This is a genomic window from Achromobacter sp. 1011811831 (genome assembly GCF_059760905.1).
The window spans coordinates 45062-71962 of sequence record NZ_JCBANG010000020.1 but is presented as its reverse complement, the minus strand read 5'-3'; the positions used below and the strand labels follow the sequence as shown (position 1 = coordinate 71962).

The 26901-nt window shown below is 68.4% G+C and carries 27 protein-coding genes; 9 read left to right on the top strand and 18 right to left on the bottom strand.

The window, feature by feature from the left end; all coding sequences use genetic code 11:
* Positions 1-4: 4 nt before the first annotated feature.
* The 4 genes from AC6LJ9_RS10700 to AC6LJ9_RS10685 are packed head-to-tail and all read right to left on the bottom strand — an operon-like array spanning position 5 to position 3079.
* Entirely contained in the window at positions 5-1033 is a 1029-nt protein-coding gene (locus tag AC6LJ9_RS10700; protein ID WP_498147513.1) for an FAD:protein FMN transferase, read from the bottom strand.
* Between the two features lie 23 nt (positions 1034-1056).
* A complete protein-coding gene (locus AC6LJ9_RS10695; protein WP_498140200.1) occupies positions 1057-1860 on the bottom strand; it encodes a DUF4198 domain-containing protein in 804 nt (267 codons plus the stop codon).
* Positions 1861-1910: 50 nt separating this feature from the next.
* Positions 1911-2426: a DUF2271 domain-containing protein gene (locus AC6LJ9_RS10690; protein WP_498147512.1), complete on the bottom strand. Its 516-nt coding sequence runs from the start codon at positions 2424-2426 to the stop codon at positions 1911-1913.
* 26 nt (positions 2427-2452) lie between these two features.
* Positions 2453-3079 carry a PepSY-associated TM helix domain-containing protein gene (locus AC6LJ9_RS10685; protein ID WP_498147511.1) on the bottom strand — a complete coding sequence of 209 codons (627 nt, stop codon included), beginning with the start codon at positions 3077-3079 and terminating at the stop codon, positions 2453-2455.
* A 230-nt stretch (positions 3080-3309) separates the two neighbouring features.
* On the opposite strand from AC6LJ9_RS10685, the gene crcB reads away from it, so the two are divergent.
* On the top strand, positions 3310-3702 hold the full coding sequence (gene crcB / locus AC6LJ9_RS10680) for a fluoride efflux transporter CrcB (RefSeq protein WP_498147510.1): 393 nt from the start codon (positions 3310-3312) through the stop codon (positions 3700-3702).
* A gap of 60 nt (positions 3703-3762) precedes the next feature.
* On the opposite strand, the gene hpnE is transcribed toward crcB, so the two are convergent.
* From hpnE to AC6LJ9_RS10650, 6 genes are all read right to left on the bottom strand, one after another.
* Positions 3763-5085, bottom strand: coding sequence for a hydroxysqualene dehydroxylase HpnE (gene hpnE / locus AC6LJ9_RS10675; RefSeq protein ID WP_498147509.1), 1323 nt, complete (start codon positions 5083-5085; stop codon positions 3763-3765).
* Positions 5082-5945 (bottom strand): presqualene diphosphate synthase HpnD, encoded by an 864-nt coding sequence (gene hpnD / locus AC6LJ9_RS10670; protein ID WP_498147508.1) that lies wholly within the window; start codon positions 5943-5945, stop codon positions 5082-5084. The genes hpnE and hpnD overlap by 4 nt, the downstream gene beginning before the upstream one ends.
* Before the next feature lie 31 nt (positions 5946-5976).
* Positions 5977-6807, bottom strand: coding sequence for a squalene synthase HpnC (gene hpnC, locus AC6LJ9_RS10665; protein ID WP_212313342.1), 831 nt, complete (start codon positions 6805-6807; stop codon positions 5977-5979).
* Between the two features lie 218 nt (positions 6808-7025).
* Entirely contained in the window at positions 7026-9488 is a 2463-nt protein-coding gene (locus tag AC6LJ9_RS10660; RefSeq protein ID WP_498147507.1) for a TonB-dependent siderophore receptor, read from the bottom strand.
* Between the two features lie 209 nt (positions 9489-9697).
* Positions 9698-10696, bottom strand: coding sequence for a FecR family protein (locus AC6LJ9_RS10655; protein ID WP_498147506.1), 999 nt, complete (start codon positions 10694-10696; stop codon positions 9698-9700).
* A 94-nt stretch (positions 10697-10790) separates the two neighbouring features.
* Positions 10791-11285: an RNA polymerase sigma factor gene (locus AC6LJ9_RS10650; RefSeq protein ID WP_249204869.1), complete on the bottom strand. Its 495-nt coding sequence runs from the start codon at positions 11283-11285 to the stop codon at positions 10791-10793.
* Between the two features lie 227 nt (positions 11286-11512).
* Here AC6LJ9_RS10650 and alr point away from each other — a divergent pair, with 227 nt between their 5' ends.
* Together alr and AC6LJ9_RS10640 are read left to right on the top strand one after the other, a co-directional pair.
* Positions 11513-12640 carry an alanine racemase gene (gene alr, locus AC6LJ9_RS10645; protein ID WP_498147505.1) on the top strand — a complete coding sequence of 376 codons (1128 nt, stop codon included), beginning with the start codon at positions 11513-11515 and terminating at the stop codon, positions 12638-12640.
* Positions 12641-12862: 222 nt separating this feature from the next.
* A complete protein-coding gene (locus tag AC6LJ9_RS10640) occupies positions 12863-13582 on the top strand; it encodes an SDR family oxidoreductase (RefSeq protein WP_103275193.1) in 720 nt (239 codons plus the stop codon).
* An 85-nt stretch (positions 13583-13667) separates the two neighbouring features.
* Here AC6LJ9_RS10640 and hpaI read toward each other — a convergent pair whose 3' ends face one another.
* Genes hpaI through AC6LJ9_RS10620 form a run of 4 tightly spaced genes read right to left on the bottom strand, consistent with a single transcriptional unit; the run spans position 13668 to position 17114 of the window.
* Positions 13668-14468 (bottom strand): 4-hydroxy-2-oxoheptanedioate aldolase, encoded by an 801-nt coding sequence (gene hpaI / locus AC6LJ9_RS10635; RefSeq protein ID WP_498147504.1) that lies wholly within the window; start codon positions 14466-14468, stop codon positions 13668-13670.
* A gap of 11 nt (positions 14469-14479) precedes the next feature.
* Positions 14480-15283 carry a 2-oxo-hept-4-ene-1,7-dioate hydratase gene (hpaH, locus tag AC6LJ9_RS10630; protein WP_212313334.1) on the bottom strand — a complete coding sequence of 268 codons (804 nt, stop codon included), beginning with the start codon at positions 15281-15283 and terminating at the stop codon, positions 14480-14482.
* A gap of 23 nt (positions 15284-15306) precedes the next feature.
* A complete protein-coding gene (locus tag AC6LJ9_RS10625; protein ID WP_212313331.1) occupies positions 15307-16056 on the bottom strand; it encodes a fumarylacetoacetate hydrolase family protein in 750 nt (249 codons plus the stop codon).
* A 23-nt stretch (positions 16057-16079) separates the two neighbouring features.
* Complete coding sequence (locus tag AC6LJ9_RS10620; protein WP_498147503.1) at positions 16080-17114, bottom strand: fumarylacetoacetate hydrolase family protein; 1035 nt, start codon at positions 17112-17114, stop codon at positions 16080-16082.
* A gap of 240 nt (positions 17115-17354) precedes the next feature.
* On the opposite strand from AC6LJ9_RS10620, the gene hpaE reads away from it, so the two are divergent.
* Both hpaE and hpaD read left to right on the top strand, forming a co-directional pair.
* Positions 17355-18821 carry a 5-carboxymethyl-2-hydroxymuconate semialdehyde dehydrogenase gene (hpaE, locus tag AC6LJ9_RS10615; RefSeq protein ID WP_498147502.1) on the top strand — a complete coding sequence of 489 codons (1467 nt, stop codon included), beginning with the start codon at positions 17355-17357 and terminating at the stop codon, positions 18819-18821.
* Positions 18822-18872: 51 nt separating this feature from the next.
* A complete protein-coding gene (gene hpaD / locus AC6LJ9_RS10610) occupies positions 18873-19724 on the top strand; it encodes a 3,4-dihydroxyphenylacetate 2,3-dioxygenase (RefSeq protein ID WP_498147501.1) in 852 nt (283 codons plus the stop codon).
* Positions 19725-19754: 30 nt separating this feature from the next.
* On the opposite strand, the gene hpaR is transcribed toward hpaD, so the two are convergent.
* The 3 genes from hpaR to AC6LJ9_RS10595 form a co-directional block, all read right to left on the bottom strand.
* Complete coding sequence (gene hpaR, locus AC6LJ9_RS10605) at positions 19755-20195, bottom strand: homoprotocatechuate degradation operon regulator HpaR (protein WP_212313324.1); 441 nt, start codon at positions 20193-20195, stop codon at positions 19755-19757.
* 142 nt (positions 20196-20337) lie between these two features.
* Complete coding sequence (locus AC6LJ9_RS10600; RefSeq protein WP_498147500.1) at positions 20338-20967, bottom strand: hypothetical protein; 630 nt, start codon at positions 20965-20967, stop codon at positions 20338-20340.
* An 87-nt stretch (positions 20968-21054) separates the two neighbouring features.
* Positions 21055-21333: a hypothetical protein gene (locus AC6LJ9_RS10595; RefSeq protein WP_498147499.1), complete on the bottom strand. Its 279-nt coding sequence runs from the start codon at positions 21331-21333 to the stop codon at positions 21055-21057.
* 161 nt (positions 21334-21494) lie between these two features.
* On the opposite strand from AC6LJ9_RS10595, the gene radA reads away from it, so the two are divergent.
* The 3 genes from radA (at position 21495) to AC6LJ9_RS10580 (ending at position 24229) form a co-directional block, all read left to right on the top strand.
* On the top strand, positions 21495-22856 hold the full coding sequence (gene radA, locus AC6LJ9_RS10590; protein ID WP_212313318.1) for a DNA repair protein RadA: 1362 nt from the start codon (positions 21495-21497) through the stop codon (positions 22854-22856).
* Between the two features lie 113 nt (positions 22857-22969).
* Entirely contained in the window at positions 22970-23797 is an 828-nt protein-coding gene (locus tag AC6LJ9_RS10585; RefSeq protein ID WP_498147522.1) for a sulfite exporter TauE/SafE family protein, read from the top strand.
* A gap of 165 nt (positions 23798-23962) precedes the next feature.
* A complete protein-coding gene (locus AC6LJ9_RS10580; RefSeq protein WP_212313316.1) occupies positions 23963-24229 on the top strand; it encodes a hypothetical protein in 267 nt (88 codons plus the stop codon).
* 269 nt (positions 24230-24498) lie between these two features.
* Here AC6LJ9_RS10580 and AC6LJ9_RS10575 read toward each other — a convergent pair whose 3' ends face one another.
* Positions 24499-25455, bottom strand: coding sequence for a 2-hydroxyacid dehydrogenase (locus tag AC6LJ9_RS10575; protein ID WP_212313314.1), 957 nt, complete (start codon positions 25453-25455; stop codon positions 24499-24501).
* Between the two features lie 392 nt (positions 25456-25847).
* Here AC6LJ9_RS10575 and AC6LJ9_RS10570 point away from each other — a divergent pair, with 392 nt between their 5' ends.
* Entirely contained in the window at positions 25848-26600 is a 753-nt protein-coding gene (locus AC6LJ9_RS10570; protein WP_498147498.1) for a GntR family transcriptional regulator, read from the top strand.
* Positions 26601-26901: the final 301 nt, after the last annotated feature.

The following is a 26901-nucleotide window of genomic DNA, read 5'->3' as shown; positions in this document are numbered from 1 at the left end:
GCGTTCAAGATTGCGCGGCCAGCGCCTGGAACGCCGGCGTGGCGGCGAGCCGGAAGCCGCTGGCTTCGCGCAGGATGAAGAGCGCCGCCAGTCCGTGGCGGCGGGCCAGGTCCAGGCCCTCGGTTTCGCCCAGCACGGTCAGCGCCGTGGCCAGGGCGTCGGCCTGCATGCAGTCGGCGTGCAGCACGGTGACCGAGGCCACGCCATTGCGCACGGGCTGGCCGTCGCGCGGGTCGATGGTGTGGGCGTAGCGCGCGTCGCCGCTGCCGGCGTGGCGGCGGTAGTCGCCCGAGGTGGCGATGCTCAGGTCGCGCAGCGGCAGCGCCAGCGCGTGGGCGTCGCTGGCGTCGGGCACTTCCACGGCCACGCGCCAGGGCTGGCCGTCGGGCCGCAGGCCGCGCGCGCGCAGCTCGCCGCCCACTTCCACCAGATAGCCGGTCGAGCCCAGCGCGTCCAGCGCCTGCGCGGCGCGGTCCACGCCATGGCCCTTGGCGATCGAGGACAGGTCCAGGTAGGTGCCGCCTTCCTGCCAGGCGGCGCGGCGTTCGGGATCCAGTTTCACGCGCCGCCAGCCGCAGCGCGCGCGGGCCGCCTCGACGGCGGCGGGCGAGGGCGGTTCGAAGGCGCGCTGGTGCGGGCCGAAGCCCCAGGCGTTGACCAGCGGGCCGACGGTGGGGTCATAGGCGCCGCCGCTCTCTTCGGCCAGCGCCAGCGCGTGCCGCAGCACGTGCCAGAAGCCGGCGGGCAGCGCGCGCCAGCCGGGGCCGGCGCGGTTGTAGCGGGTGATGTCGGTCTGGTCTTCCCAGGTGCTCATCTCGGCCACCACCTCGTCCAGCGCGGCCTGGATGGCCTGGCGCGTCGCGGCTTCGGTGCAGCCCGCGGGGAGGGCCAGCCGGGCCGACCAGGTGGTGCCCATGGTGGCGCCCGCCAGCGCGGCGGCCTGCGGGGCCGGCCGCGACGGCAGGGCGGCGTAGGCCACGCGCACCACGGGCGCGGGCGCGCCCCGGGGCGCGTAGGACGCGGGTGCGGACATGGCGGCCTGGGCCTTCAGCCGGATCAGGGCTTGAGCACTTCGAAGGTGCCGGCGTAGGACAGGCGGCGCTTCTTGGCCTGAGGCACGCTGACCTTGGCGTCTTCCATGCCGGCCTCGACCCAGTACAGGCCGGGCTGCGGCCACTTGACCGAGAACTTGCCGTCCTTGTCGGTCTTGGCCTTGATCTCGCCGACCTGGTCGCGGTAGCGGATGCCGCCGGCCACGATGGTCATTTCCAGGTCCGGGGCGGGCTTGCCGTCCAGCAGCATCTGGAAGGTGGCGTTCTCGCCCGCGTACAGATCGTTCGGGTGCGTGACGGGCGCCAGTTCCAGGCCTCGGCCCACGGGCTTGACGGCGCTGGGCTTGCCGGCGGTGACGAAGGTCTCGACGCGGCCCAGGCTTTGCGAGACTTCCAGCTCGTCGGCCTTGGCGGGCACGGCCTGGGCCAGGCCCTCGGGCTTGCCGAAGTAGCGCTTGGGCTTGCCGTCTTCCTTCCAGCGCGCGAACACGCCGTCGTTGACCACGGCCACGCGATAGGTGCCGCTCTGCTTGAGCTGCAGGTCGAAGGTGCTGCGCAGCTTGCCGCGGTTCAGGTTCTCGGCCTCGGCGGCCGAGCCGTCCGGCGCGGTCACGGCCAGGCCGTCCAGGCGCAGCGGCGCGTGGTTGAAGTGGAATTTGTCGTTGCCGACGGCGGCGTCCACGGTGATCCAGCTGTCGGCGCCCGACAGCACGGTGGAGGACGGCACGACCCAGACGTCGTGCGCGCCGGCGGCGAAGGGCAGGCACAGCGCCAGGGCGGCGGCCAGGTGTTTGACGGATTGCTTCATGGTTGCGCTCCTCGCGGTCGATTGGGCGTTGGCGTTCATATGGCGGTTCATCACGGCTTCAGGTCCAGCGCGATGGCGCCCAGCTCATGCTCGCCGCGCGCGCTCAGCTGTTCGGCTTTCTGCGGCGGCCATTGGAAGGGAATGCGCAGCAGCTCGCGGCCGCCGACCTCGCGGGCCGCTTCCACCACCACGGCGTACTGGCCGGGCTTGAGCTGGGCCAGCGGCTTGGCGGCGGCATTGAAGGCCAGCGCGTGCTTGCCGGCGGGCTTGGTCGCGCCGCTCACGCCGTCCACCGGGAACTGCTGGTTGCGGCCGCTGCGGCGCCACCACTGGCGCATGTCCTTGAGCCATTCGGTGCCTTCGTTGTTTTTCTTGGCCATGTCGTACCAGACGGCCAGGTCGGCGGCCACGCTCTGGTCGGGGTTCTCGATCCAGATCGCCACATAGGGGCGGTGGTATTCGGCCACGTCCAGGCGCGGCACCTCGATGGACAGGCCCAGGTCGGCCGCGTTGGCGGTCCGGGCGATCAGTCCGGCCACGAGGGCCGGCAGCAATAGCTTGCGCATGGATGTCTCCAGGGCGGATCGTTGAATCAATGGATGAAGAGCAGGGCCAGCACCACGGGGATCACGATCCCCAGGCCGACCATGGGCCAGGTCGCGGCGCGGTTGCCGGCGTGCAGTTTCAGCAGCACCAGGCCGGTCAGCGAAAAGACCAGACAGGCCACGGCGAACACGTCCAGGAACCAACTCCAGGCCAGGCCGGTATTGCGGCCCTTGTGCAGGTCGTTCAGGTACGAGATCCAGCCCCGGTCGGTGCGTTCGTATTCGATGTCGCCGCTGGCCAGGTCGATCGACAGCCAGGCGTCGCCGCCGGCGCGCGGCAGCGACAGGTAGATTTCATCGGCGGACCATTCGGCCGGCTTGCCGGCGGTGGACGTGTCCAGTTCGCGGTCGAGCCAGCGCGATACGGCCTCGGGCAGCGGCGCCTTCTTCTGGCCGGGCGCGGGCGCGAGCTGGCGCAGCGCGTCCTGTGGCAGCGTGGCCTGGCGCGTGGTGACCACGGCCTTCGATTCGATGTGGGACGCGTTGTTCAGCGTCAGCCCCGTGACCGCGAACAGCAGCATGCCCAGCAGGCAGATCGCCGAACTGATCCAGTGCCATTGGTGCAGCGTCTTGAGCCAGTAGGCCCGGCGCCGGGAGGGGAGATGACTGTCCATGTGGTCGAGGGGGGAGCAGCCGCGGATTCTAGCACTTAATGAGAATGACTCTTATAAATGCCTGATCCAGGCGCACGCGGGCATTTCAACCTGTTTCGCGGCATGCCGCGCGAGCTGCGGCTGATCCATGGTCCGTGCGGAAACGGGGGCGATTGGCGCGGGAGCGGGGTTTTTCGGCATACTGCTACGGATCAATCCATCCGGCCCGAAGCGCGCGGCTTTCCGATCCCATGTCCGCATACCAAACCCTGATTCCCCTGAACTTCCTGGCCGTCGGCCTGGGCGCCGTGCTGGGCGCGTGGGCCCGCTGGCTGGCCGGACTGTGGCTGAACATCGAGTCCTGGCCCTGGGGCACGCTGGCCGTGAACCTCGTCGGCGGCTATCTGATCGGCCTGCTGCTGGCGGTGGTGACGGCGCATCCGGAATGGCCGGCCTGGGTGCGTTTGGGCGCCATCACCGGCTTCCTGGGCGGCCTGACCACGTTCTCGACCTTTTCCGCCGAGACCGTGGCCATGCTGGAACGCGGCGCCTATGGCAGCGCGCTGGGCTATGCCGGCATCAGCCTGGTGGGCTCGCTGCTGCTGACGGGGGCAGGGCTGGCGACGGCGGCCTTGTTCCGTTGAAGCCGCCGCCCGTTTGTGGCGCGCCTGCCGGGCAGCGCGCGGCCTGGCGCCGCCGCCGGATCAGACGGCCCGGGGATTGAGCGTCCGGGCGGCTGCCAGTCCGCTCATCACCGCGCCTTCCAGCACGCCGGGATAGCCGGTGTCGGTCCAGTCGCCGGCCAGCGCCAGCGCGCGCCAGGGCGTGGTGTTCAGCGGCCGGGTCAGGCCCGGCACGGCGGCGAAGGTGGCGCGTTTCTCGATGAATAGTTCGGCCGCCCGGATCTCGGGCAGCGGCGGCAGCCGCGCGGGGTGGCGGGCGGCTTGCTCGGCCACCTGGTCGATCAGGGCCTCGATCACCGGCTGGCGGTTGCGCTCGGCCACGCCGACGGCGGCGCTGGCCACGACGGCCAGTTCGCCTGTCTTGTCGTCACCGGCCAGGCGCGCGCGGTCGAACAGCCATTGCCCCAGATGGCCGCGCGCGGGATCCTCGCGCAGCATCATCATGGGTTCGGGCAGGCGCCAGGAGCCGGCCAGCCGGAGATTCAGCGTGGCGATCGGCAGATAGTCGAAGGACTTGAGCGCGTCCAGCAGGCCGCCGGCGCCGGCCTCGCGCAGCGGCTCGTCCAGCAGGCGCGCGGCGAAGGCGGGCGGCACGGCCAGCACGGCGGCGTCGAAGCGTTCCTGGTTGACCACCACGCCGTCTTGCGACGGCTGCAGCTGCCGCACCGTGCTGCCGTAGCGCATGGTCAGGTGGCGCGCGGCGGCGTCCGGCCAGAGCGCCGACAGGTCGGTGCAGGGCAGCAGCAGGTCACTGGCTTCGCGCCGGCCGCCCAGGCTGTCGCGCAGCACGCGCGCGTACAGCCCGGCGCTGGCCTGGGCGGTGGGCGTGTTCAGCGCGGCCAGGCAGAGCGGATCCCACAACTGGCGGATCAGGGTGTCGGATTGCGCGTAGTGGCGCAGCAGTTGCAGCACGGTCCAGTCGCGCGGCGGCGCCCAGGACATGGCCTTGAGCCCGCGCATCAGGCGCAGCATGCCGAAGCGGTCGGACCAGGACAGGCCGCGCGCGCCCAGCACGGCCACGGCCAGGTGCAAGGGCGCCGGCAGGCGCGGGGCCGACAGGCGGAAGCGGCCGTCCAGGCTGGCCAGCCGCAGTGGGCGGCGCATCAGCAGGGCATCGGGGTTGCGGCCGACGCGACGCATCAGCGCCAGCGTGTGGCGGTAGGCGCCGGACAGCAGGTGCTGGCCGTTGTCCAGCGGCGTGTCGAATTCGCCGTGGAAGACGCGCCGGGCGCGTCCGCCGGGCGTGTGGCCGGCCTCGAAGACCGTGACCTTGGCGCCGGCCTCGCGCAGCGCGACGGCGGCGGCCAGGCCGGCCCAGCCCGCGCCGATGACCGCGGCCTTCACCGCGCCAGCCGGCGGACCAGCCCTCGGCCGCCGCCCACCCAGGTCTTCCAGGCCAGCCAGAGCTTGCGCAGGGGCGTGAGCGAAATGCGCTGGTGCAGCACCTGCCAGTTGTCGCGCTCGATCTCGTCGAGCAGCGCGTGATAGATGGCCGCCATCATCAGGCCCGGCCGCTGCGCGCGCCGGTCGGCCTCGGGCAGGCTGCGCATGGCCTCGCGGTACAGTTCGCGGGCGCGGTCGGCCTGGAACTTCATCAGCGCCGAGAAGCGCTCGGAGTATTCGCCATTGAGGATGTCCGAGGCCTTGACCTCGAACTGCTGCATGTCGTTGACCGGGATGTAGATGCGGCCTCGGCGGGCGTCGTCGCCCACGTCGCGGATGATGTTGGTCATCTGGAACGCCAGGCCCAGCTTTTCCGCGTAGACCAGCGTCTGCGGGTCGGTGTAGCCGAACACGCCGGCCGACAGCTCGCCCACCACCCCGGCGGCGTGCCAGCAGTATTTGCGCAGGCCCGGCCAGTCCAGGTAGCGGGTCTGGTCCAGGTCCATTTCCATGCCGTCGACCACCGCCAGCAGCCGCTCGCGCGTGATCGAACAGCTCTGCAGATGCGGCTGCAGCGCGAGCGTCACCGGGTGCTCGGGCTTGCCTGAGAACATCTGGTCGATCTGGGTGCGCCACCAGGCCAGCTTGACGCGGGCCAGCGAGGGGTCGGTGCATTCGTCGACCACATCGTCGACCTCGCGGCAGAAGGCGTACAGCGCCGTGATCGCGCGGCGGCGCTCGGGCGGCAGGAACAGGAACGAGTAGTAGAAGCTGGAGCCGCTCTTGGCGGCCTTGTCCTGGCAGTATTCGTCAGGGGTCATATTCGGCGGGGCCTGTTGCTTGTCTTGTTGCTTACTTGATGGAGCGCCACAGCATGATGGCCCAGTCCTTGGCGCCCAGTTCGGGGCGGTTCATGAATACATCGTAGCCGCCGGCCTCGATGCGTTCGAGCACGCGCAGCCCGCCCTGCACCACCATGCGCAGCTCCAGGCCGATGCGGCCCGGCAGCCGGCGCGCCAGCGGAGCGCCGAAGTGTAGCAGCGCGCGCGTGCGCTCGACCTGGAAGGCCATCAGCTCGCGCCAGGCGGGCGTCAGCCGGGCGGCGCCCAGGTCTTCCTCGGAGACGCCATGCCGGCGCAGGTCTTCCTGGGGCAGGTAGACACGGTGCTTGTGCCAGTCGACGCGCACGTCCTGCCAGAAATTGACCAGCTGCAGGCCGGTGCAGATGGCGTCGGATTGTTCCAGGTTCTGCGGGCTGGCGGCGTGGAACAGATGCAGCATCAGCCGGCCGACCGGATTGGCCGAGCGCGTGCAGTAGTCCAGCAGCGAGGCGTAGTCCTGGTAGCGCGCGACGGCGATGTCCTGCTCGAAGGCTGACAGCAGGTCGTAGAACGGCGTGATCGGCAGCTGATGACGCGCGATGGTGGCCGCCAGCGGCCCGAATATCCGCGCCAGCGCCGGATCGCCGGGAGCGGGCGTGGCGCCCGGCTCGGCGCCGATGCGGTGCAGCTCGGCGCGAAAGGCCGCCAGCTGCTGTTGCCGTTCGGCGTCGCTGGCGGGTCCTTCGTCGGCGATGTCGTCCGCGGCGCGGGCGAACCGGTAGATATCGGTCACGGCGCCGCGCAGCCTGCGCGGCAGCAGCAGCGAGGCGACGGGGAAGTTCTCGTAGTGATCGATGGGCATGGTCGTTGAATGCAGTCTGGCCGCGTCGGCCGGTCGGGGACCGGCGTGGGCGGGAGGCCCGGAAACTATTCTGGCGCCCGGAGGATGCGCCTGGAACATTTTATGTGGCTCGCCTGCCTTCAAGGATACGCGATTCGGATGACCCGGATTCGCGTATCCGGGCCATGCCGCCGGCAGGCGGCCGCCGCGTCGCCCGCAATGTCCCCGCCCGAGGGCGCCTAGAAGTCGTAGCGCACGTTCAGGAAGGCGTTGCGGGGCGCGCCCCAGGTGTAGTACATGCCCCAGCCGGCCATGCCGTTGACGCTGGCGTAGTACTTCTTGTCGAACACGTTGTTTACGTTCAGGCTGGCCGACCAGTGGCGGTCGAAGCGATAGCGCGCCATCGCGTCGACGACCCAGTAGGCGGGTTGTTCCAGACGGGCGTAGCTATTGGCCTCCGTGGCGCTTTGCCAGCGCGCGGCCGCGCCCAGCGTGAGTCCTGCCAGGTCGCCCTGGAATTGGTAGTTGGCGGCGAGCTTGAGCTGGTGCCTGGGCTTGCCTGTATTGCCGTTCAGGCTGCTGTTGTTCATGACGTAGCCCGCCTGCACCTGCCAGCCTCGGGCGGGCTGGCCGGTCAATTCGACTTCGTAGCCGCGTTCCATCGCGCCGTCGACGCTGCGGTAGGCCTGGTCGCCCGTGGGCGTGAGTCCGCCGGACGCTTCATAGGTGCGTTCCCAGCGCTTCCAGAAATGGGCAACGCTGAAACTGAGCTGCCCGTCCAGGAGGTCGGACTTCAGGCCGGTTTCGTAGGTGGTGCCTTTTTGCGGGGGCAGCGTCTGGCCCTGTTCATCCTGCACGGATACCGGCTGGAACACGCTTGCGTAGCTGGCGTAGGCGGTCCAGTCCTGGCTCAGGTCGTAGACCACGCCCGCATAGGGCGTGATGACGCCGCGTTCGCGCATGTCGCTGCGATCCAGGTATTGCGCGCCGCGCACCATGGAGGGTTCGCGGTAGCGGTAGCTGTAGTCCGAGATGCGCGCGCCCAGGATGAGCTTCAGGCTGTCGGTGGCATGGATCCGGCCCGTGGCATACCAGCCGCGCCGGATCGTTTCGCTATGGTGGCCGCGCGACCAGCGCCATTCGTCGCCCGCGGGCTTGGGGAAATCCGCGCCGCCGTCGGGGTCGTAGAAGTGTTCGGAGGCGTAGCGGTCGTAGCGGCTGAAGTCCGCGGGGTTGTCCCGTTCCATGTCGTAGCGGCTCTTGGAAAAGTCGTAGCCCAGCACCAACTCGTGCTTGCGTCCGAATGCCGCGATGTTCCCGGACAGGCGCAGGCCAACGTTCTGCATGGTGTCCTTCTGGTCCCGGAACCGGCTGATGTAGGCATCGCCGGGCATGGCGATCTGCGCGTTGATCCAGGTCGGGATGCGGGCCTCCTGGTGGTTCGCGGCGATCCGGGCGGTCCAGTCGTCCGAGATGCGGTGTTCGAGCGAGGAGGACGCCGTCAGTACGCGCTGGGTATAGCCGGACCAGGCGGGGGCGGGATTGTAGGAGCGGGAGCGGATGTCCTCGCGGTTGCCGTCGGCGTCGTAGGCGCGCGCGCCCATCCAGCCCGCGCCGCCCCGGTTGCGCAGCGTCTTGTAGCTCAGGCTGGCGCTGAACAGCGTGGCGGGCGTGACATCCCATTCCATCACGCCGTAGAGCAGCGCGTTGCGGTTGCTGGCCCGGTCGCGGAAGCTGTCGCCGTCCTTGTAGCTGGCGACGGCGCGTCCGCGCAGGCTGCCTTGCGCGTTGAGCGGGCCGCTGACGTCGATATCGCTGCGGTACGTGTTCCAGGTGCCGCCGCCCAGGTTCATGTGGGCCTGGAATTCGCGGGTGGGCTTTTTGCGGATCATGTTGATGGTGGCCGTGGGATAGCCGTCGCCCTGCAACAGGCCGGCCGAGCCCTTGAGGATCTCGATGCGGTCCATGTCGGCCGTGTCGTCGCCCGACAGGCCGTTGGCGGTGGGGGCGCCGGACGCGAGCGCCATCTGGCTCACGCGCAGGCCGTCGATCTGGAAATTGTTGATTTCTCCGCCGCGCGCGTGGAATCGGACCGAATCGCCGTAGTGTTCGACGTAGACGCCCGGGGTCTGCTCCATGACCTGCGCCACGGTTTGCAGATTGAAGTCCTCCATCCGCTGGCGCGTCATGACCGTGACCGATTGCGGCGTTTCGCGCAGCTTCAGGGCCAGGCCGGTGGCGGTGGCGCTGGGCCCCGCCGTCGAATAGGCGCCCGTGCCTTCGGTGACATCGTCGGCCGCGCCGGTGACCAATACCGGTTCCAGCTGCGCCGCGCCGCTCGTGGCGGGCAGGGACAAGGTCACGTTGTTGCCTCTGCGCTGATACTCGATGGTGCTGCCTTGCAGCAGCCGGCGCAGCGCTTGTTCGGGCGCCATGCGGCCGCGTACCGCCGGCGCCTGGATGCCGGCCACGACACGCGGCTCATAGAAGATCTGCAGCGACGTTTGCCGGCCCAGCTGGATCAGGGAGCTGTCCAGTGATTGGGCGGGCAGGTCCAGCTCCATCGCCGCCTCCTGCGCGCGCGCCGTCGTGGCGGCGCCCAGCGCGAGCGCGGGGAGCGCGGCCCGGATGGCCAGGTTCAGGCACAGGGCGGATCGGTACTTCCAGTGTCGGGCGGCGTGGCGGGACTTGCGGTGGGACACGATGCTGTTCATCCTTCGTAGACGCACCGGGGATCGGCGCGCGGCGGGCTAGGCGGGCGCCGATGCGCCCCCTTGCTGATAAGACGCGCGGCTTGCGCCGGCTCCTGAATCCCCGCTCGAATGAATGTTGTTTCAAAAAGTATCGTTGCGCGGACGAACGCAATGTTGCGCGCTGGACGCAGGACGCGCGGGTGGCATCGTGGGAAGGTTCAGCGCGCCAGGATCTCGATCTGGCCGTCGGGGCGTGTCTGGACCGTAACCGGGGCGATCCGCGGCAGCGCGTCCAGGAATGCCGGGACATCATCCACGCTGAACACGCCCGAGACCCTGAAGTCGCGCGCGCGGGCTTCAGGAGCGCGTATCCGGGGGCCGGCATAGCGGTTCAGCTCGCGGACGGCGTCCGCCATCGCGGTTTCCCGAAAGACGATCTTGCCGCCGCGCCATGCGGTGGCGTTGTCGACGTCGGCGGCTTGCTCCACGCGCAGGCCGCCGCTGCCCTCGGCCTGGGCGCGGTTGCCCGGCAGCAGCCGGGCGGACCGGCGGTGCCACCAGGGGCCATTGCGCACTTCGACGGCGCCCTCCAGCACGCTCACGGCAAACGTGTCGGCGTCGCGCCGCACATCGAATCGCGTGCCGGTGACGCGGACGCTGCCTTCGCCCGCCTGCACGATGAAGGGCGTGCCTTGCTTGCCATCCACCTGGAACAGGATTTCGCCTTGCGCCAGCTGCACCGTGCGCCGGTCCTTGAAGAAGCGCACCGTCGCGCGCGTGTCGGTATTCAGCAGCAGCACCGAGTTGTCGGGCAGCGCGATCTCGCGGCGTTCGCCGCGCACCGTGGAGAACTCGGCGTCATAGCTCGCCGCATCGCGCCAACCCGCTGGATCCGCCGCTACGACCAGCAAGGCGGTGCCGCAGGCAAGCGCGGCGCCTCCCAGCCATCGCCATGGCGTCAGCCGGGCGCGGGCGTCGGTCTTGGCCCGGGGCCGTGCCCCGAGCTTGCGGACCTCATCCTTGGGCAGGGCGCAGGCAGCCGTCCAGAGGTCCGTGACGACCTGGTACTGCCGCGCGTTGGCGGGGTCGGCCTGGCGCCATTGTTCAAAGGCGAGGCGATCTTCCTGCGAGACAGCATCCGAATGCAGGCGCGCATGCCAGTAGGCGGCCAGGTCGCGCCTGTCCGTCAAGGTGGAAGGGTCGATGCGGTCTGTCATGGTTCGAAGGTAGTCGCCATGGGCACGCCATGCGCGCAGGCGGCCGGCGGCAGCGGGGCCGGCGAGACGCGGGCGCGGGTCGGGCGAGCCGTCATTATGGGGCAAGCCTGTCTTGCAGATGGCGCAGGGTGCGCATCATGTAGCGTTCCACCATGTTGCGCGAAACGCCGAGCCGGGAAGCGATCTCGGTGTTCGTCAGGCCCTCCAACTGGCGCAGCCGGAATGCCTGCTGGCACGCGTCGGGCAGTTCCGCCAGCGCGGCCAGCATGGCCCGGGCGGTCTGGTTCGCTTCAAAGGAGGCCTCGGCGCTGGCGGCGAGCGGATGCTGGTCTTCCGGCAGGTCGTCCAGGTTCTGGCTGGCCCGCAGCGTCTCGGCGCGATGGATGCTGATTCGTCGGTTGGCCGTCGCGCGGCGGAAGTAGTGTTCCGGTTCGCGGATGTCGTCGCCCTTCAGTTCCAGCAGGGCCAGGGCGGTGTCCTGCACCGCGTCTTCCGAGTCCCTCGGTGAGCTTGAACGCCTGGCCCAGGAACCCAGCAGCTTGCGATATTGGGCCAGCCAGCCGGTTTCGCGTATAGGCAAGCGCGACATGAATAGAGGGAAGCGGAGCGCGACGTAAGTGGAAACGAACGGGCGCAATATTAGCAATGATTCTTATTTTCGTGAAGCCGCGAAAGTACCGGAACCGGCCGGCGGCGGCGCGGGCGTCCACGTGTCCCGCTGGCGCGGCGGCGGTCCGATTGCCCTCGCAAGGCGCATGCGCCGTGGGCGCTCCCGGAAAGAAGCATATACACTTGAGCGCCACAGGATCACACATCATGCCGCGCCCAATATCCGCCACTGTCTCCGTTTCCGCGCTTGCCCATAACCTGGCCACGGTGCGCCGCCACCTGGACCAGACCGCCGCGGCGGCCCAGGGCCTGCCGCCGTCGATCTGGGCCGTCATCAAGGCCAATGCCTACGGCCACGGCATCGAACAGGCGGTGGCGGGGTTTTCCTCGGCGCAAGGGCTGGCGATGCTGGACCTGGACGAGGCGGTGCGCTGCCGCGAGGCCGGCTGGGGCGGTCCGATCCTGCTGCTCGAGGGCTTCTTCGAACCCGCCGACCTGGACATCATCGACCGCTATCATCTGAGCACCAGCGTGCATCACCGCGAGCAGCTCGACATGCTGGCGCGGGCGCGCCTGTCGCGCAAGGTGGACATCATGCTCAAGCTGAACAGCGGCATGAACCGGCTGGGTTTCACCCCGGCGGCCTATCCGGCGGCCTTCGAGCGCGCCCAGCTTCTGCAGCAGCAGGGCGTGCTGGGCTCTGTCGGCAAGATGACCCATTTCGCCTGCGCCGATGGTCCGCAGGGCGTCAACGAGCAGCTGGGCCTGTTCAATTCGGTGACGCACAGATTCCCGGGCGCGGTCAGCGTCTGCAATTCCGCCGCCACGCTGCGCTTCGCGGAAATCGCCGTCGGTTCCGAGACGCAGGCGCACTGGGTGCGGCCGGGCGTCTGCCTGTACGGCGCCTCGCCCTTCGCCGACGCGGACGCGGCCTCATTCGGCCTGCGGCCCGCCCAGTCGCTGCGTTCCGAGATCATCGCGGTGCAGGAACTCAAGGCCGGCGACTCGGTTGGCTACGGCGCCATTTTCCGCGCCGAGCGTGCCATGCGCATCGGCGTCGTGGCCTGCGGCTATGCCGATGGCTACCCCCGGCACGCCTCCACCGGCACGCCCGTCATGGTGGCCGGCGTGCGCACCCAGCTGGTTGGCCGGGTGTCCATGGACATGCTGATGGTCGACCTGGATTCGGTGCCGGCCGCCGGCGTGGGCTCGCCGGTCTCGCTCTGGGGCGAGGACGGCCCGTCGGTGGACGAGGTGGCCCAGGCTGCAGGCACCATCGGCTATGAGCTGCTGTGCGCGGTGGCGCCGCGCGTGCCGGTCATCCGCGAACCCTGAAGCGGCCCGGACCTGCTTTTTTCCGTTCGAAGGGCCGCCCGTGGCCGCCACGCTGTAGCGGGTGCAGGCTCCGTTCCGGCACCGGGTGTACGCCGGGCAAGAATTGCTACGCAATTTACAAGACAGGCGGCCCGGGATGGTGTCTACTTGAATTTGTAAATTGAAACCGGGCGCTCATGCGCCCGTTTTCACCCCAGAAAACAGACTGCGAGGTTTCGATCCATGAAGGACAAATGCGTGCTCATCACGGGAGCCACCAAGGGCATAGGCTGGGCGCTGACCCAGCGGCTGTCCGACCTGGGCTGCCACGTGGTCGGTATCGCGCGCAACACCACCGACGTGGATTTCCCTGGCTACCTGTATGCCTGTGACCTGTCCGACGCCGGCCGCACCGAGGAAGTGCTGCGCGAGATCCGCGACAAATTCCCCGTGGACGCGGTGGTCAACAACGTTGGCCTGGTGACGCCGCAGCCGCTGGGCGAGATCGACCTGGCCTCGCTGTACAGCGTGCTGGACCTGAACGTGCGCGTCGCGGTGCAGGTGACGCAGGCCTTCGTCGAATCGATGAAGGTGCGCCGCGCGGGCCGTATCGTCAACGTGTGCAGCCGCGCCATCCATGGCGGCCTGGAGCGCACCGCCTATTCGGCGGCCAAGAGCGCGCTGGTCGGCTGTACCCGCACCTGGGCGCTGGAACTGGCCGAGTACGGCATCACCGTCAACGCCGTGGCGCCGGGCCCGATCGAGACCGAGATGTTCCGCGCCACTCGTCCCGCCGGCAGCGACGCCGAGAAGCGCGCATTGGCCTCCGTGCCGATGAAGCGCCTGGGCGCGCCGGCCGAAGTGGCGGCCGCCATCGCCTTCCTGCTATCCGACGACGCCGGCTTCATCACCGGCCAGGTGCTGGGCGTGGACGGGGGCGGCAGCCTGGGCGGACGCACCTGAGCCTGTCGGCCCTGCGATGAAAAACGCGCACCCTGTGGTGCGCGTTTTTCATTGCCGGGGCGCCCCAAGATGAAGCAAGAAGGGATCAGTACGGTCCCTTGGCCGGCGCCGCCGCCGCGACGTTCTTGAACTCGCCGGCCAGCCGCTCGGCCGCGCGTGCCAGCAGCACCGCGTCCACGCCCACCGCCACGAAGCTGGCGCCCAGCGACAGGTAGTGCTTGGCGCGCTCGACATTGCTGTGCAGGATGCCGGCGGCCTTGCCGCTCTGCACGATGCGGCGGATCGCGTTGTCGATGGCCTGCCTGACCTCGGGATGGTCGGGCTGGCCCAGGTAGCCCATGCTGGCGGACAGGTCGGCCGGGCCGATGAAGGCGCCGTCCACGCCGTCCACCGCCAGGATTTCATCCAGGGCGTCGACGGCGCGCGGGGTTTCGATCTGCACCAGCACGCACATTTGATCGTTGGCGCGCGTCAGGTAGTCGGGGATGCGGTTCCAGCGCGAGGAGCGGGCCAGCGCGCTGCCCACGCCGCGGATGCCGGCGGGCGGATAGCGCACCGCGGCGACGGCGGCCGCGGCTTCCTCGGCCGACTGCACCATGGGCACCAGCAGCGTCTGCGCGCCGGTGTCCAGGATCTGCTTGATCTGCACGGGATCGTTCCAGGCCGGGCGCACCACCGGCGCGACCGGATAGGCGGCCACCGACTGCAATTGCGCCAGCGTGGTCTGCAGCGTGTTGGGCGCGTGCTCGCCGTCGATCAGCAGCCAGTCGAAGCCGGCGCCGGCGCAGATCTCGGACGTATAGCCGCTGGCCAGGCCGGCCCACAGGCCGATCTGGGGCTTGCCGGCGCGCAGCGCCTGCTTGAAGGGATTGGTCAGGATGTCCATGTACGACGGGCTCAGATGAATTGGCAGTTGACGGAGCCGAGCACGCCGTAATCGACGTTGAAGGTGTCGCCGGCGCGGGCCGCGACCGGCCGGGTGAAGGAACCCGACAGGATGATCTCGCCCGCTTCCAGCGCCACGTCATGGGCGGCCAGCTTGTTCGCCAGCCATACTACGCCATTGGCCGGATGATTCAAGACGCCGGCGGCCACGCCGGTCTCTTCGATGACGGCGTTGCGCGACAGGATGGCGCCGATCCAGCGCAGGTCCAGCTCGCCGATCTTCACCGGCCGGCCGCCCAGCACCACGCCGGCGTTGGCGGCGTTGTCGGCGATGGTGTCGAAGACCTTGCGCGGCCGCTTGCTGTCGGGATCGATGCCGTGCGAGCGCGCGTCGATGATCTCCAGCGCAGGGATCACGTAGTCCACCGCGTCGTAGACCTGGAACAGCGTGACGTTCGGGCCTTGCAGGCGCTTGCCCAGCACGAAGGCCAGCTCGACCTCCAGGCGCGGCAGGATGAAGCGGCCGGCGGGGATCTCGGCGCCGTCCTGGAAGAACATGTCGTCCAGCAGCATGCCGAAATCGGGTTCGTCGATCTGCGAGGCCTGCTGCATGGCGCGCGAGGTCAGGCCGATCTTGTGGCCGCGCTTGACGCGCCCCTCGGCCAGCTTGATTTCCATCCAGGCCTTCTGGATGGCGTAGGCGTCGGGGATGGCGATGTCGGGATGGTCGAGCGAGATCTGGCGGATCTGCGTCCGGGTGCGTTCGGCTTCGTGCAGGCGCGCCGCGAGGGCGCGCACGGTGGCGGTGTCCAGCATGGGGGTTCCAGGAGTTGGGGATGTCAGGCGGGCAGGGGGACCAGGGTGTTGACCAGTCTTCCCACCCCTTCGATTTCGGTCACGACCTCGTCGCCGGGCTTCACGTTGACGATGCCGTCGGGCGTGCCGGTCAGGATCAGGTCGCCGGGCGAGAGCGTCATGAAGCTGCTGAAGTACTCGATCAGCGCGGGCACGTCGAACACCATGTCGCGCGTGTTGCCGAGCTGCGTGCGCACGCCGTTGACATGGGTGGACAGCGTCAGGTTCATGGGGTCGGGGATGTCGTCGCGGTCCACCAGCCAGGGGCCCAGCGGCGTGCAGGTGTCGCGGCTCTTGACGCGCAGGTTGGGGCGGTACCAGTTCTCCAGGTAGTCGCGCAGCGCGTAGTCGTTGGCCACCGTATAGCCGGCCACATGGTCGTAGGCCTGGTCGCGGCGCACATTGCGCGCGGTCTTGCCGATGACCACGGCCAGCTCGCACTCGTAGTGCATGAAGGCCACGTCGGCCGGACGGAAGGTGCGGGCGCGGTGGCCGACGAAGGTGTTGGCGGCCTTCAGGAATCCCAGCGGTTCGGCCGGGGCCTTGAAGGCCAGTTCCTTGGCGTGGTCGGCGTAGTTGATGGCCAGGGTGAAGGTGGTGCGCGGCTCGATGGGCGGCAGCCACTGGACCTGGTCTTCGGCCAGGACGCGGCCGTCCGGCAGGCGCACCTGGCCGGGGCCGGCTTCGGTGGCGGCGTGGACGATTCCGTCCAGGACGATGCGGGCGTGTTTCATGGCGTGTCTGGTAGTGGAAGGAGTCAGGCCGCCTGCAGGCGGTTGGCCAGCGAGCCGACGCCGGCGATGCGGATCTCGTAGCGCTGGCCGGCCCGCAGGCGCGGCGCGCCGGCGGGCACGCCCGCGAGCAGGATGTCGCCCGGCTCGAAGCTCATGAAGGCGGTCACGTCGGCGATCAGCTGCGCCACCGGGCGTATCAGGTCAGCGGTGGTGGCGCGTTGCGCGGTCTGGCCGTCGACCAGCACCTCGATATCCAGCGCGTCGGGGTTGGCGACCGATGCGGCGGGCGTCAGGTCTCGGCCGATGGGGCAGAAGCCGTCGCGGCACTGCTGCTTGAGCGCGGGCCGGAAGTAGCTGGCGTGCGGCTCGGACAGGTCGGCCACCACCCGGTAGCCCGCCACGTACTCCAGCGCCCGTGCCGCGCTGACGCGCGTGGCGCTCCGGCCGAACACGATGCCCAGGCAGGCGCCCACCTGCACCTCGGCCACGTCGGCCGGCATCAGGATGGCGTCGCCGTCCTGCGCGTAGGTGTTGGCGGGCTTGATGTACAGCACGGGGGCTTGCGGTGGCCGCTGGTAGGGTGCGGCGTGCGCGGCCTCGCCCAGCGCTTCCAGCTGCTGCCGGTAGTTGAGCGCCGCGCCGACCACGGTGCGCGGCGGCCGCAGTGCGGCCTCGGCGCGCGCCTTCAGGTAGTCGCGGTAGTTGTTGAGCTTGTAGTTCAGCACCGGATCCGCTTCCTCGATCTGCAGCGACAGGCCCAGCGGCCGCGCGGCCATCTGCGGCGCCATGGCGGCGGTCAGCGCCTGGAACACGCGTTCTCCCAGCGCGGACTTCTGCGCGTCGCTGCGTCCGTGGCCGATGCGCAGCAGCACATGCACGAAGGCATTATCGGGATGGCCGTCGACGATCAGGCAGTCGTCGATCCTGACGGCGCGGGTGCGCGCCCCGGCCAGCGGAAACAGCGATCCGTCGCCGATGGCAGCATCCTGCACGGTGCGCATCAGCGCGCGCGTGTCCAGGTCCAGGTTGCCTGAATACTCGATCCAGATATGCGGCATGGCGGTTGCGGGAACGGGGTTCCCCTCCGTGCTAAGTAGTTATCATGTTAATTAATGATAGTGAAAAAGCCCGCCAGCGGCAATGCGGCAGCGTCACAAACGGCCTTGGGGATTTCCCGCTGCGGGCCGCGGGCTGTTGACAGGCGTGGGTCTTCGAGAATAATGTTAACGAGTTAACTAATAGGATATGTCCGACCGTGCGGCGCCGCCCGCGCGTCGGTCCGCAGCCAGGAGTCGAGCGTGAGCATCAAGCATTGGATCAACGGCAGGCAGGTCGACAGCAAGGATCGCTTTGTCACCTATAACCCGGCCACGGGCGAGGCGATCGCCGAAGTCGCCGCCGGCGGCCAGGCCGAGATCGACGCGGCCGTGGCGGCCGCCGCCGAGGCCTTTCCCAAGTGGGCCAACACGCCCGCCAAGGAGCGCGCCCGCCTGATGCGACGGCTGGGCGAGCTGATCGACCAGAACGTGCCCATGCTGGCCGAGCTGGAAACGCGCGACACCGGCCTGCCGATCTCGCAGACGCGCAAGCAGCTGATCCCGCGCGCCTCGGAGAACTTCAATTTCTTCGCCGAAGTCTGCACCCGCATGAACGGCCACACCTATCCGGTCGACGACCAGATGCTGAATTACACGCTGTACCAGCCGGTGGGCGTGTGCGCGCTGATTTCGCCGTGGAATGTGCCCTTCATGACCGCCACCTGGAAGACGGCGCCGTGCCTGGCGCTGGGCAACACGGCGGTGCTGAAGATGTCGGAGCTGTCGCCGCTGACCGCCGATCAGCTCGGCATGCTGGCGCTGGAAGCGGGCATTCCGCCCGGCGTGCTGAACGTGGTGCAGGGCTATGGCGCCGACGCGGGCGATGCGCTGGTGCGCCACCCGGGCGTGCGCGCCATCTCGTTCACCGGCGGCACCGTCACCGGCAAGAAGATCCTGGCCAGCGCCGGCGGCGTCAAGAAATACTCGATGGAGCTGGGCGGCAAGTCGCCGGTGCTGGTGTTCGACGACGCCGACGTCGAGCGCGCGCTGGACGCGGCGCTGTTCACCATCTTTTCGCTCAACGGCGAGCGCTGCACCGCCGGTTCGCGCATCTTCGTGCAGGAAACCATCTACGACGATTTCGTGCGCCGCTTCGCCGAGCGCGCGAACCGTCTGGTGGTGGGCGACCCGGCCGACGAGCATACCCACGTCGGTTCGATGATCACGCGCCAGCACTGGGAGAAGGTCACTGGCTACATCCGGCTGGCCGAGGAAGAGGGCGCCCGCGTGCTCGCCGGCGGCCCGGATCTGCCCGCCGGCCTGCCGGCGCGGCTGGCTGGCGGCAACTTCGTGCGTCCCACGGTCCTGGCCGACGTGGACAACCGCATGCGCTGCGCCCAGGAAGAGATCTTCGGCCCGGTCGCCTGCCTGCTGCCCTTCAAGGGCGAGGCCGACGGCCTGGCGCTGGCCAATGATGTGAAGTATGGACTGGCGTCCTACATCTGGACCCGCGATATCGGCCGCGCGCATCGGCTGGCGCGCGGCATCGAGGCCGGCATGGTGTTCGTCAACAGCCAGAACGTGCGCGACCTGCGCCAGCCTTTCGGCGGCACCAAGGAATCGGGCACGGGCAGGGAAGGCGGCGAGTACAGCTACGAGGTATTCGCCGAGGTCAAGAACGTCTGCGTTTCCATGGGCAGCCACCACATCCCGCGCTGGGGCGTGTAGGCCGTCCTTCATATCCCCACAACACAAGACCAGAACCAGGAGACAAACACCATGGGCAAGCTCGCGCTGGCGGCCAAGGTGACGCATGTGCCGTCGATGTACCTGTCGGAAATGCCCGGCAAGCATCAGGGTTGCCGCGAGGCGGCGATCCAGGGGCATCGGGAGATCGGCCGGCGTTGCCGCGAACTCGATGTGGACACGATGGTGGTGCTGGACGTGCACTGGCTGGTCAACGCCGGCTACCACATCAATTGCAATGACAGCTTCGAGGGCTGCTACACCAGCAACGAGCTGCCGCACTTCATCAAGGACATGCGCTACGCCTACCGTGGCGATCCCGAGCTGGGCCGCCGTATCGCCGAATGCGCCAACGCCGCGGGCGTGGGCACGCGCGCGCACGAGATCGACAGCCTGGAACTGGAATACGGCACGCTGGTGCCGATGCGCTACATGAACGGCGATGACCGTTTCAAGGTGGTGTCGGTGGCTGCCTGGTGCGCCTGGCACACGCTGGAGGACAGCCGGCGCTTCGGCGCCTCGCTGCGCCAGGCGATCGAGCAGAGCGACAGCCGCGTGGCGGTACTGGCCAGCGGCTCGCTGTCGCATCGCTTCAACGACAACGGCAGCGGCGAAGCGACCATGCATCAGATCAGCCGGGAGTTCTTCCGGCAGGTGGACTTGCGCGTGGTGGAGCTGTGGCGCCAGGGCGATTGGAAGACGTTCTGCGCCATGCTGCCGGAATACGCCGACCTGTGCGTGGGCGAGGGCGGCATGCACGACACCGCCATGCTGCTGGGCCTGCTGGGCTGGGATGCCTACGACCAGCCAGCGGAGATCATCACCGAGTACTTCGCCAGTTCCGGCACGGGCCAGCTCAACGCGGTCTTTCCCGTGCCGGCCTGAGCGCGCGGCGCGGGCCAACGCCCGCCGGCCTTACTCCGCGTCGCGGCGGACCTGCTCGACCATGGCGTCCACGTCGCGGTAGAGCCGGTCCAGCAGTTCCTTGCCGATGCGGGCTTCGAGTTCTTCGTACTTGGCGTCAACCTGCGGACGCATGCGGTCGATCAGCTTGTTGCTCTTGGCCGTCAGCGAGATTTCCTGGCGCCGCTGATCCTGGCTGGAACGCGCGCGCTTGATCAGTCCTTGCTCTTCCATGCCGGCCAGCATGCGGGTCAGGCTGGGGCTGAGGATCTGGCAGCTGCGCGCGATCTGGTTGGGTTCCATCGAGCCGACTTCGCTCAGCGTGCGCAGGACCCGCCATTGCTGTTCGGTGACGCCGGCCGCATGCAGCAAGGGCCGGAAGTGGGCCATCAGGGTTTCGCGCGCGTACAGCAGCAGATGGGGGAGATTGCGGTGGTGGAAGCTCGGACTCATGGCGGCTATGTTAGCAAGAAGCCGCCGGTTCTTACCCGCAATTTATCGCCAGACCCGCATGAAACATGGGTCTGGCGTAAGGAGGATGACAGCTAGGGGGCGGGCGGCATTGCGCCCATCCATGCCTGGGCCGGAACGACGATCAGGCCGGATGCTGCTGGGCCAGTTCCTGCAGGTCGTCCGGCACGGCCAGGTCGGGAACGGCCTGGCGCAGTTCCTGCAGCGCGTGCGCGGCGTCTTCCTGTTGATCGTCCTGCATCAGGCTGCGGATATGGGCCAGCCGCGACTCGATTTCTTCGTCGCTCAGGGCAACCTGCTCCGTGGCGGGTTCCTGAGCGGCCGCCTCGGGCTGGGCGGCGCTTGGCGCCTGTGCTTCGGCCGCGGGGGCGGCCTGCTGCGGCGGCAGCGTGGCCTCGGGCGTGGGCAGCGTGGCGCGCTGCATGGCCGGCGCTTCCTGCGGCTGGGCGACGACGGGCTCGGCGGCGGGGGCGCGGTCTTGATCCGTCCCTGGTTCGCTGGGCGCCATCAGTTGCGCGATGGGATTGCCGTCCAGCGCGTCGGCGTTCTCGCGCATGTTGGTCCAGGTGAACAGGCCGGCGACCAGGAAGGCGCAGGCGGCGGCGGCCCAGCCGGGGTGCCAGCTATGTCCGGGATGCCAGCTGCGTCGTACCGCCGCGTCCAGTTCCGGACTGCCGGATCTGGTCTTACGGTACAGGGCGCGCAGGTCCAGCTCGTCGTCTTCGTCGAATGGGGGGCGATACGTAGTGCTCATGCGCGTACTCCTCGCGGATGCGCCCGGTGGCAAGGCGCATGCACGTTTGACCTTCGCGTTCGCCGCGCCGGTGGTCCGGCGGTCTCGTCAGGCTTGGGTCGTGTTCCGGTTTAGTGCGGCGTCCTGGAAAGCCGCCCAGCGATCACGCGGCGATTTCGCCATTGCGCCCGGACCAGGACCGGGCGCCGGCACCGCCTGAAAGGCCGGCGGATTGTCGTTGCGTGTGATCGCCTGATTATGCGCGATTTGAAGAAATCCGGCAGTTAATTTCTTGTATCCGTGCCCGAAATTCTCGATTTGATGAGATTTTCGAAAGGCTGATGCAAGCTGGGCACATTTTTTGTACGTGACGCCATGGCGCTGCACGGCGCTTTCCTTCGTTTGGCGGTATATCTCTGCTCCACGCTCCGGCAAGGCCGTCGAGATCGGGGCAGCGCGGAGCCGGCTTTGCCGGTCCGCAGCTGCGCCCCTTGGGGGGAAGCGCGCAGCGCTCGGGGGGAGCCCATTTCATCGGTAAACTCTGGGGGATGGCAAAGAATCGAACCGTCTACGTTTGCGCCGAATGCGGCGGCACCACCCCGAAGTGGCAGGGCAAATGCCCGCACTGCAATGCCTGGAACACGCTGGAGGAAACCGTGGAGTCGTCCGCCCCGTCGGCGGCCGCCCACCGGTATGCGCCGCTGGCCAGCAGCAGTCCGGTGCGCAGCCTGTCCGAAATCGAGGCCCGCGAGACGCCGCGCCAGCCCACTGGCCTGGATGAATTCGACCGCGTGCTGGGCGGCGGCCTGGTGGCCGGCGCCGTGGTGCTGATCGGCGGCGATCCCGGTATCGGCAAGTCCACGCTGCTGCTGCAGGCGCTGGCGTCCCTGTCCGAGACCACCTCGGTGCTGTACGTGACCGGCGAGGAATCGGCCGAGCAGGTCGCGCTGCGCGCCCGCCGGCTGGGCCTGGCCACCGGCAACGTCAACCTGCTGGCCGAGATCCGGCTGGAGGCGATCCAGGCCGCCGTGTCCGAGCAGAAGCCGACGGTGGCCGTGATCGACTCGATCCAGACGCTGTACAGCGGCGAGCTGACCGCCGCGCCCGGTTCGGTGTCGCAGGTGCGCGAATGCGCCGCGCAGCTGACGCGGCTGGCCAAGCAGACCGGCATCGCCATCGTCATGATCGGCCATGTCACCAAGGACGGCGCGCTGGCCGGGCCGCGCGTGCTGGAGCACATCGTCGACACGGTGCTGTACTTCGAGGGCGACACGCATTCCTCGTACCGGCTGGTGCGCGCGTTCAAGAACCGCTTCGGCGCGGTCAACGAGCTGGGCGTGTTCGCCATGACCGACCGTGGCCTGCGCGGCGTGGCCAATCCGTCCGCGCTGTTCCTGTCGCAGCACGAGCAGCAGGTCGCCGGCTCCTGCGTGATGGCCACGCAGGAAGGCACGCGGCCGCTGCTGGTCGAGATCCAGGCGCTGGTGGACAGCTCGCACGCGCCCAATCCGCGGCGCCTGACCGTGGGCCTGGAGGGCAACCGCCTGGCCATGCTGCTGGCGGTGCTGCACCGGCACGCGGGCGTGTCCACCTTCGACCAGGACGTGTTCGTCAACGCCGTCGGCGGCGTGCGCATCACCGAGCCGGCGGCCGACCTGCCGGTGCTGCTGGCCATCATGTCGTCGCTGCGCGACCGGCCGCTGCCGCGCGGCCTGATCGCATTCGGCGAGGTCGGCCTGGCCGGCGAGATCCGGCCCGCGCCGCGCGGCCAGGAGCGCCTGCGCGAGGCCGCCAAGCTGGGTTTCAGCGTGGCGCTGATTCCCAAGGCCAACGCGCCGCGCCAGCCCATCGAGGGCCTGGAGATCTGGGCGGTCGACCGGCTCGACGCCGCGCTGGAAAAATTGCGCTGAGAGCGGCCTGTCCGAACTCACGCATGGCGCGAGCCAGGCCCCGGGCCTGAACGCGATTCTCATCCGACATCTTGACCGCCCGCGCGCATGGCGCGGGCAAGCTGGAGCAAGCCGTGAACCTGTTCGTCATCGTCCTGTGCCTGGCCGCGGGCGGCCTCATCGGCTTCATGGGCGGCGTGCTGGGCATCGGCGGCGGGCTGATCGCGATTCCGGCGCTGGTGCTGCTGATGGACATGCCGCAGCAGCTGGCGCAGGGCACGGCGCTGATCATGGTGCTGCCCACCATCATGATGGCCGTGCGCAAGTACAACCAGCAGGTGCGCATCGACAAGCGCGTGGCCGCGGCCGGGGCGGCGGGCGCGGTCGTGTTCACCTGGTTCGGCGCGAGGCTGGCGCTGGGCATCGACTCAAGCAGCCTGCGCCTGAGCTTCGCCGTGTTCCTGTTCTTCATCGCGCTGTTCTATGTATGGCAGACCTGGCGCGCCTCGCGGCCGACGGTGGCGCGCGGCGCGGGCAAGGATCAGGACAAGGACGCACGCAACAGCACCGGCAAGGAAGCCTCGCAGCAGAGCGCCGCGCCTGTCTTCACGCCGCGCCGCGCCAGCGCGCTGGGCATGCTGTGCGGCACGCTCGGCGGCTTCTTCGGTGTCGGCGGCGCGGTGCTGGCCGTGCCCATCATCACCTCGGTGTTCCGCCTGCCGCAGACCACCGCGCAGGCGCTGGCCCTGAGCATGGTGATACCCGGCTCCACCATCGCGCTCATCACGTACACCTGGGCCGGGCAGGCCAACTGGATGGTGGGCGCGCCGCTGGCCGTGGGCAGCCTCGCCTTCGTGCCGGTGGGCGTGCGCCTGGCCTATCGTCTTCCTGAACGCCGGCTGAGAGCCTGCTTCGCGCTCATGCTGTTCGCCACGGTGGCGCTGCTGGCATTCGAAGCATGATTGTCACGATCTCATGACCAAGCGTTAGCGCGGGAAAATTTCTGGTTCCGCGCAGAACCTTCGCGCCGGTCTGCATTCCAACGAAGTACGGGGCTTGCGGCGAACACCTCGCCGCACCTTGCTGGAAGAAGGCCCTGGGCCTTTGATCATTCAGGAGTACATGACATGACGACCCACTCCCGTATTGCCGCGTTCCTTTCCACCTCGGCCCTGTGCCTGGGTCTCGCGGCAGCGCCGGCGGCCTTCGCCGCGGACGCGACCGCCAAGCCGGGCGAAACCAAGAGCCAGATGGAGCACGGCGGCAAACACCACAAGGCCGACAAGACCTCGGCCAAGCCGGCGGCCGCCAAGCCCGCCGCCGCCAAGTCCGACAAGATGGACAAGACCGACAAGGCCGGCGCGATGACGCCGGCGACCACGCCGGCCAAGTAAGCCGGCGCGGGCCACACCCGCAGTTCCTTTGCAAAGAGATTCCGACGCGGCGCCGTCGCCGCCCGGAAACTCGAAAGCCTCCCGGTATGGGCACCGGGAGGCTTTTTTCATTCCGGTGTCCAGGCGCAACAATCTCGCCAACAACACACACGCGAGCAAGAACCACCGCAAGAACCAGATGCTCCCAAGCGGGGCAGCGCGGAGCCGGCTTTGCCGGGCCGCAGCTGCGCCCCCTTGAGGGGGAAGCGCGCAGCGCTTCGGGGGTGGACCTACTCCACCGGCGTCACCACGCGGCCGGTCTCGAAGAACGCGCGCAGATTGTCCAGCATCAGGTCTTCCATGTCCTGGCGCGTTTCCAGCGTGGCGCTGCCGATGTGCGGCAGCAGCACGGCCTGGTCGCTGCCCAGCAGCGCCTGCGGCACCTTGGGCTCGTGCTCGAACACGTCCAGCGCGGCCCAGCCCAGCTTGCCCGCTTCCAGCGCGGCGACCAGCGCGGCTTCGTCGATGACGGGGCCGCGCGCGATGTTCACGACGATGCCCTTGGGGCCCAGCGCTTCCAGCACTTCCTGGTTCACCAGATGGCGCGTGCCCGCGCCGCCCACCGTGGCCACGATCAGGAAATCGGCCCAGCGCGCCAGCTCGACCAGCGAGGCTTCGTAGCCGTATGCCACGTCGTCGCGCTTTCTGCGGTTGTGATAGCGCACCTGCATGTCGAAGCCCGCGCCGCGCTTGGCGATGGCATCGCCGATGCGGCCCAGGCCGACGATGCCCAGCTTCTTGCCGCTGACGCGCATGCCCAGCGGAATGCTGCCGTGAATCTGGCCCCACTGCCCGCCGCGCACGAAGCGCTCGCCCTGGCCCATGCGGCGCGCGGCCGCGATCAACAGGCCCCAGGCCAGGTCCGCCACGCAGTCCGTCAGCACGTCGGGCGTATTGCTGACCTGCACGCCGCGCGCCTGCGCCGCCGCCACGTCGATGGTCTCGTAGCCCACGCCCCAGCTGCAGATGGCCTTCAGGTCCGGCAGGGCGTCGATCAGTTCGGCGTTGGCGCCGAAGTTGGCCGAGGTGACGATGGCCGTGATGCCCTTGCCGTGTTCGGCCAGGGCGGCCTTGCGGTCGGGGAATTTCCAGAGTTCGACGACGTCGTAGCGGTCGGCCAGGGTCTGGTTGGCGGAGGGGGAACCGGCCAGCGAACCGACCTGGATGATGCGAGGCTTGGTGGTCATGTTGTCGTACAAGTGGGTGGCGAAAGGTCCATGCTACTTGATTCGACGCGGATGGCGAGCCTGTGCTTGAGCGGGCCAGGTGCCAGGGGCGGGTTCAGCAGAGATGGCCCGTGGCTCGTCGCGTGCGCGGCCCCGGCCCCGCACGCGGGGCGCTCCAGCAGGCGTCTTGTGCCAGCCGTCTGGCTTCGCGGGCGGGCTGAACGCGTTCAGCCGACTTGTCTGGGTTATCGTCTGGCGGTGATCGGGAATTCGATCGTGTAGATTCCCGGCGTTCGTGCTGGTATTGAATTTGCTGCTCCCAAGACGAATGGGGCTCCTGTTGTCGGATGGATCAATGGGGCCCGCCAGAGTGGGTCGCAGGGCAAGATGGATATGGAAGGTGTGCTATCGATATGAAATCCAATAATTTCTTCGAGCTGTATCAGGTTCAGGTTTCCGAGAACCCTGTCAAACACGAATATCTCAAAGAAATTTTCATCGCTGCGATCGAGGACGGTTATTGGCGCGACGGGGACAAGTTTCCCACCGAGCAGGAGATGGCGGCGCTGGTGCCGTTCAGTCTGGGGACCATCCAGAAAGCCGTCGGTTCCCTGGTCAGCAGCGGCTATGTCCAGAGAAAGCGGGGCGCGGGAACGTTCATCATCCCCAGAGAGAAGCGATTGGGGGAACCCTGGATCTATCGCGTGCTTTCGGTTGATGGGACAAGATTCGTGCCCATGACCAGCACCGTGCTGCGGCGGATCCAGATTGAATCGGATGCGCTGTGGGCGGATTGGCTGCGCGGCGACGCCAATGATTGTGAGATTGTCCGCCTAGACCGGAAGATCGTCGCCGAGGGCTATGCCTTCATCAGCCAGTACTTCGCGGATGTGAACCGGTTCCCATACTTCATGGAGGCTACGCTGGACAGCATGAAGGGAGAGAACTTCGTGCAGTTGACCAAGAATGTATACAAGGTATCCGCCTCGAATGTCATGCGCTCGGTTAGAACCATCGCGCTTCCAAAGAGCATCTTGAGCGATCTTGATGTGTCGGGAAAGGTGTCTGGGACTCACGTTGAAATCATGGGGAGCACCTCCGCCGGGCAACCCGTTTTCTATCAGCAGCTGTTCTTGCCCGCGGGCGGGCTGCGCCTGTGCCTCTGAATTCCGCCCTGGATTTTTCACGGGAATCCTGCCCGCCCAGGTGTTGGGCGGTCGTGCGAATCGAATCATGCTCTGTTTGATACCTACAACTATCAAAAGCACGTCAACAGAAGCAGATCAGGCCCACCACGAGACTTGCTTCGCCATCGGTTCCTGAGCACCGTGGCGGTGGCCTTGCCGTTCGATGCGCGGCAAGACATCGTTCTCGCGTACAGGGATTGCCGTCATCTCGCCTGCATGGTGGTTGCCGGCGCCGCGCGCGCCCGAACTGCCCGAGACATCGTGCTGACCTGCGTGGCAC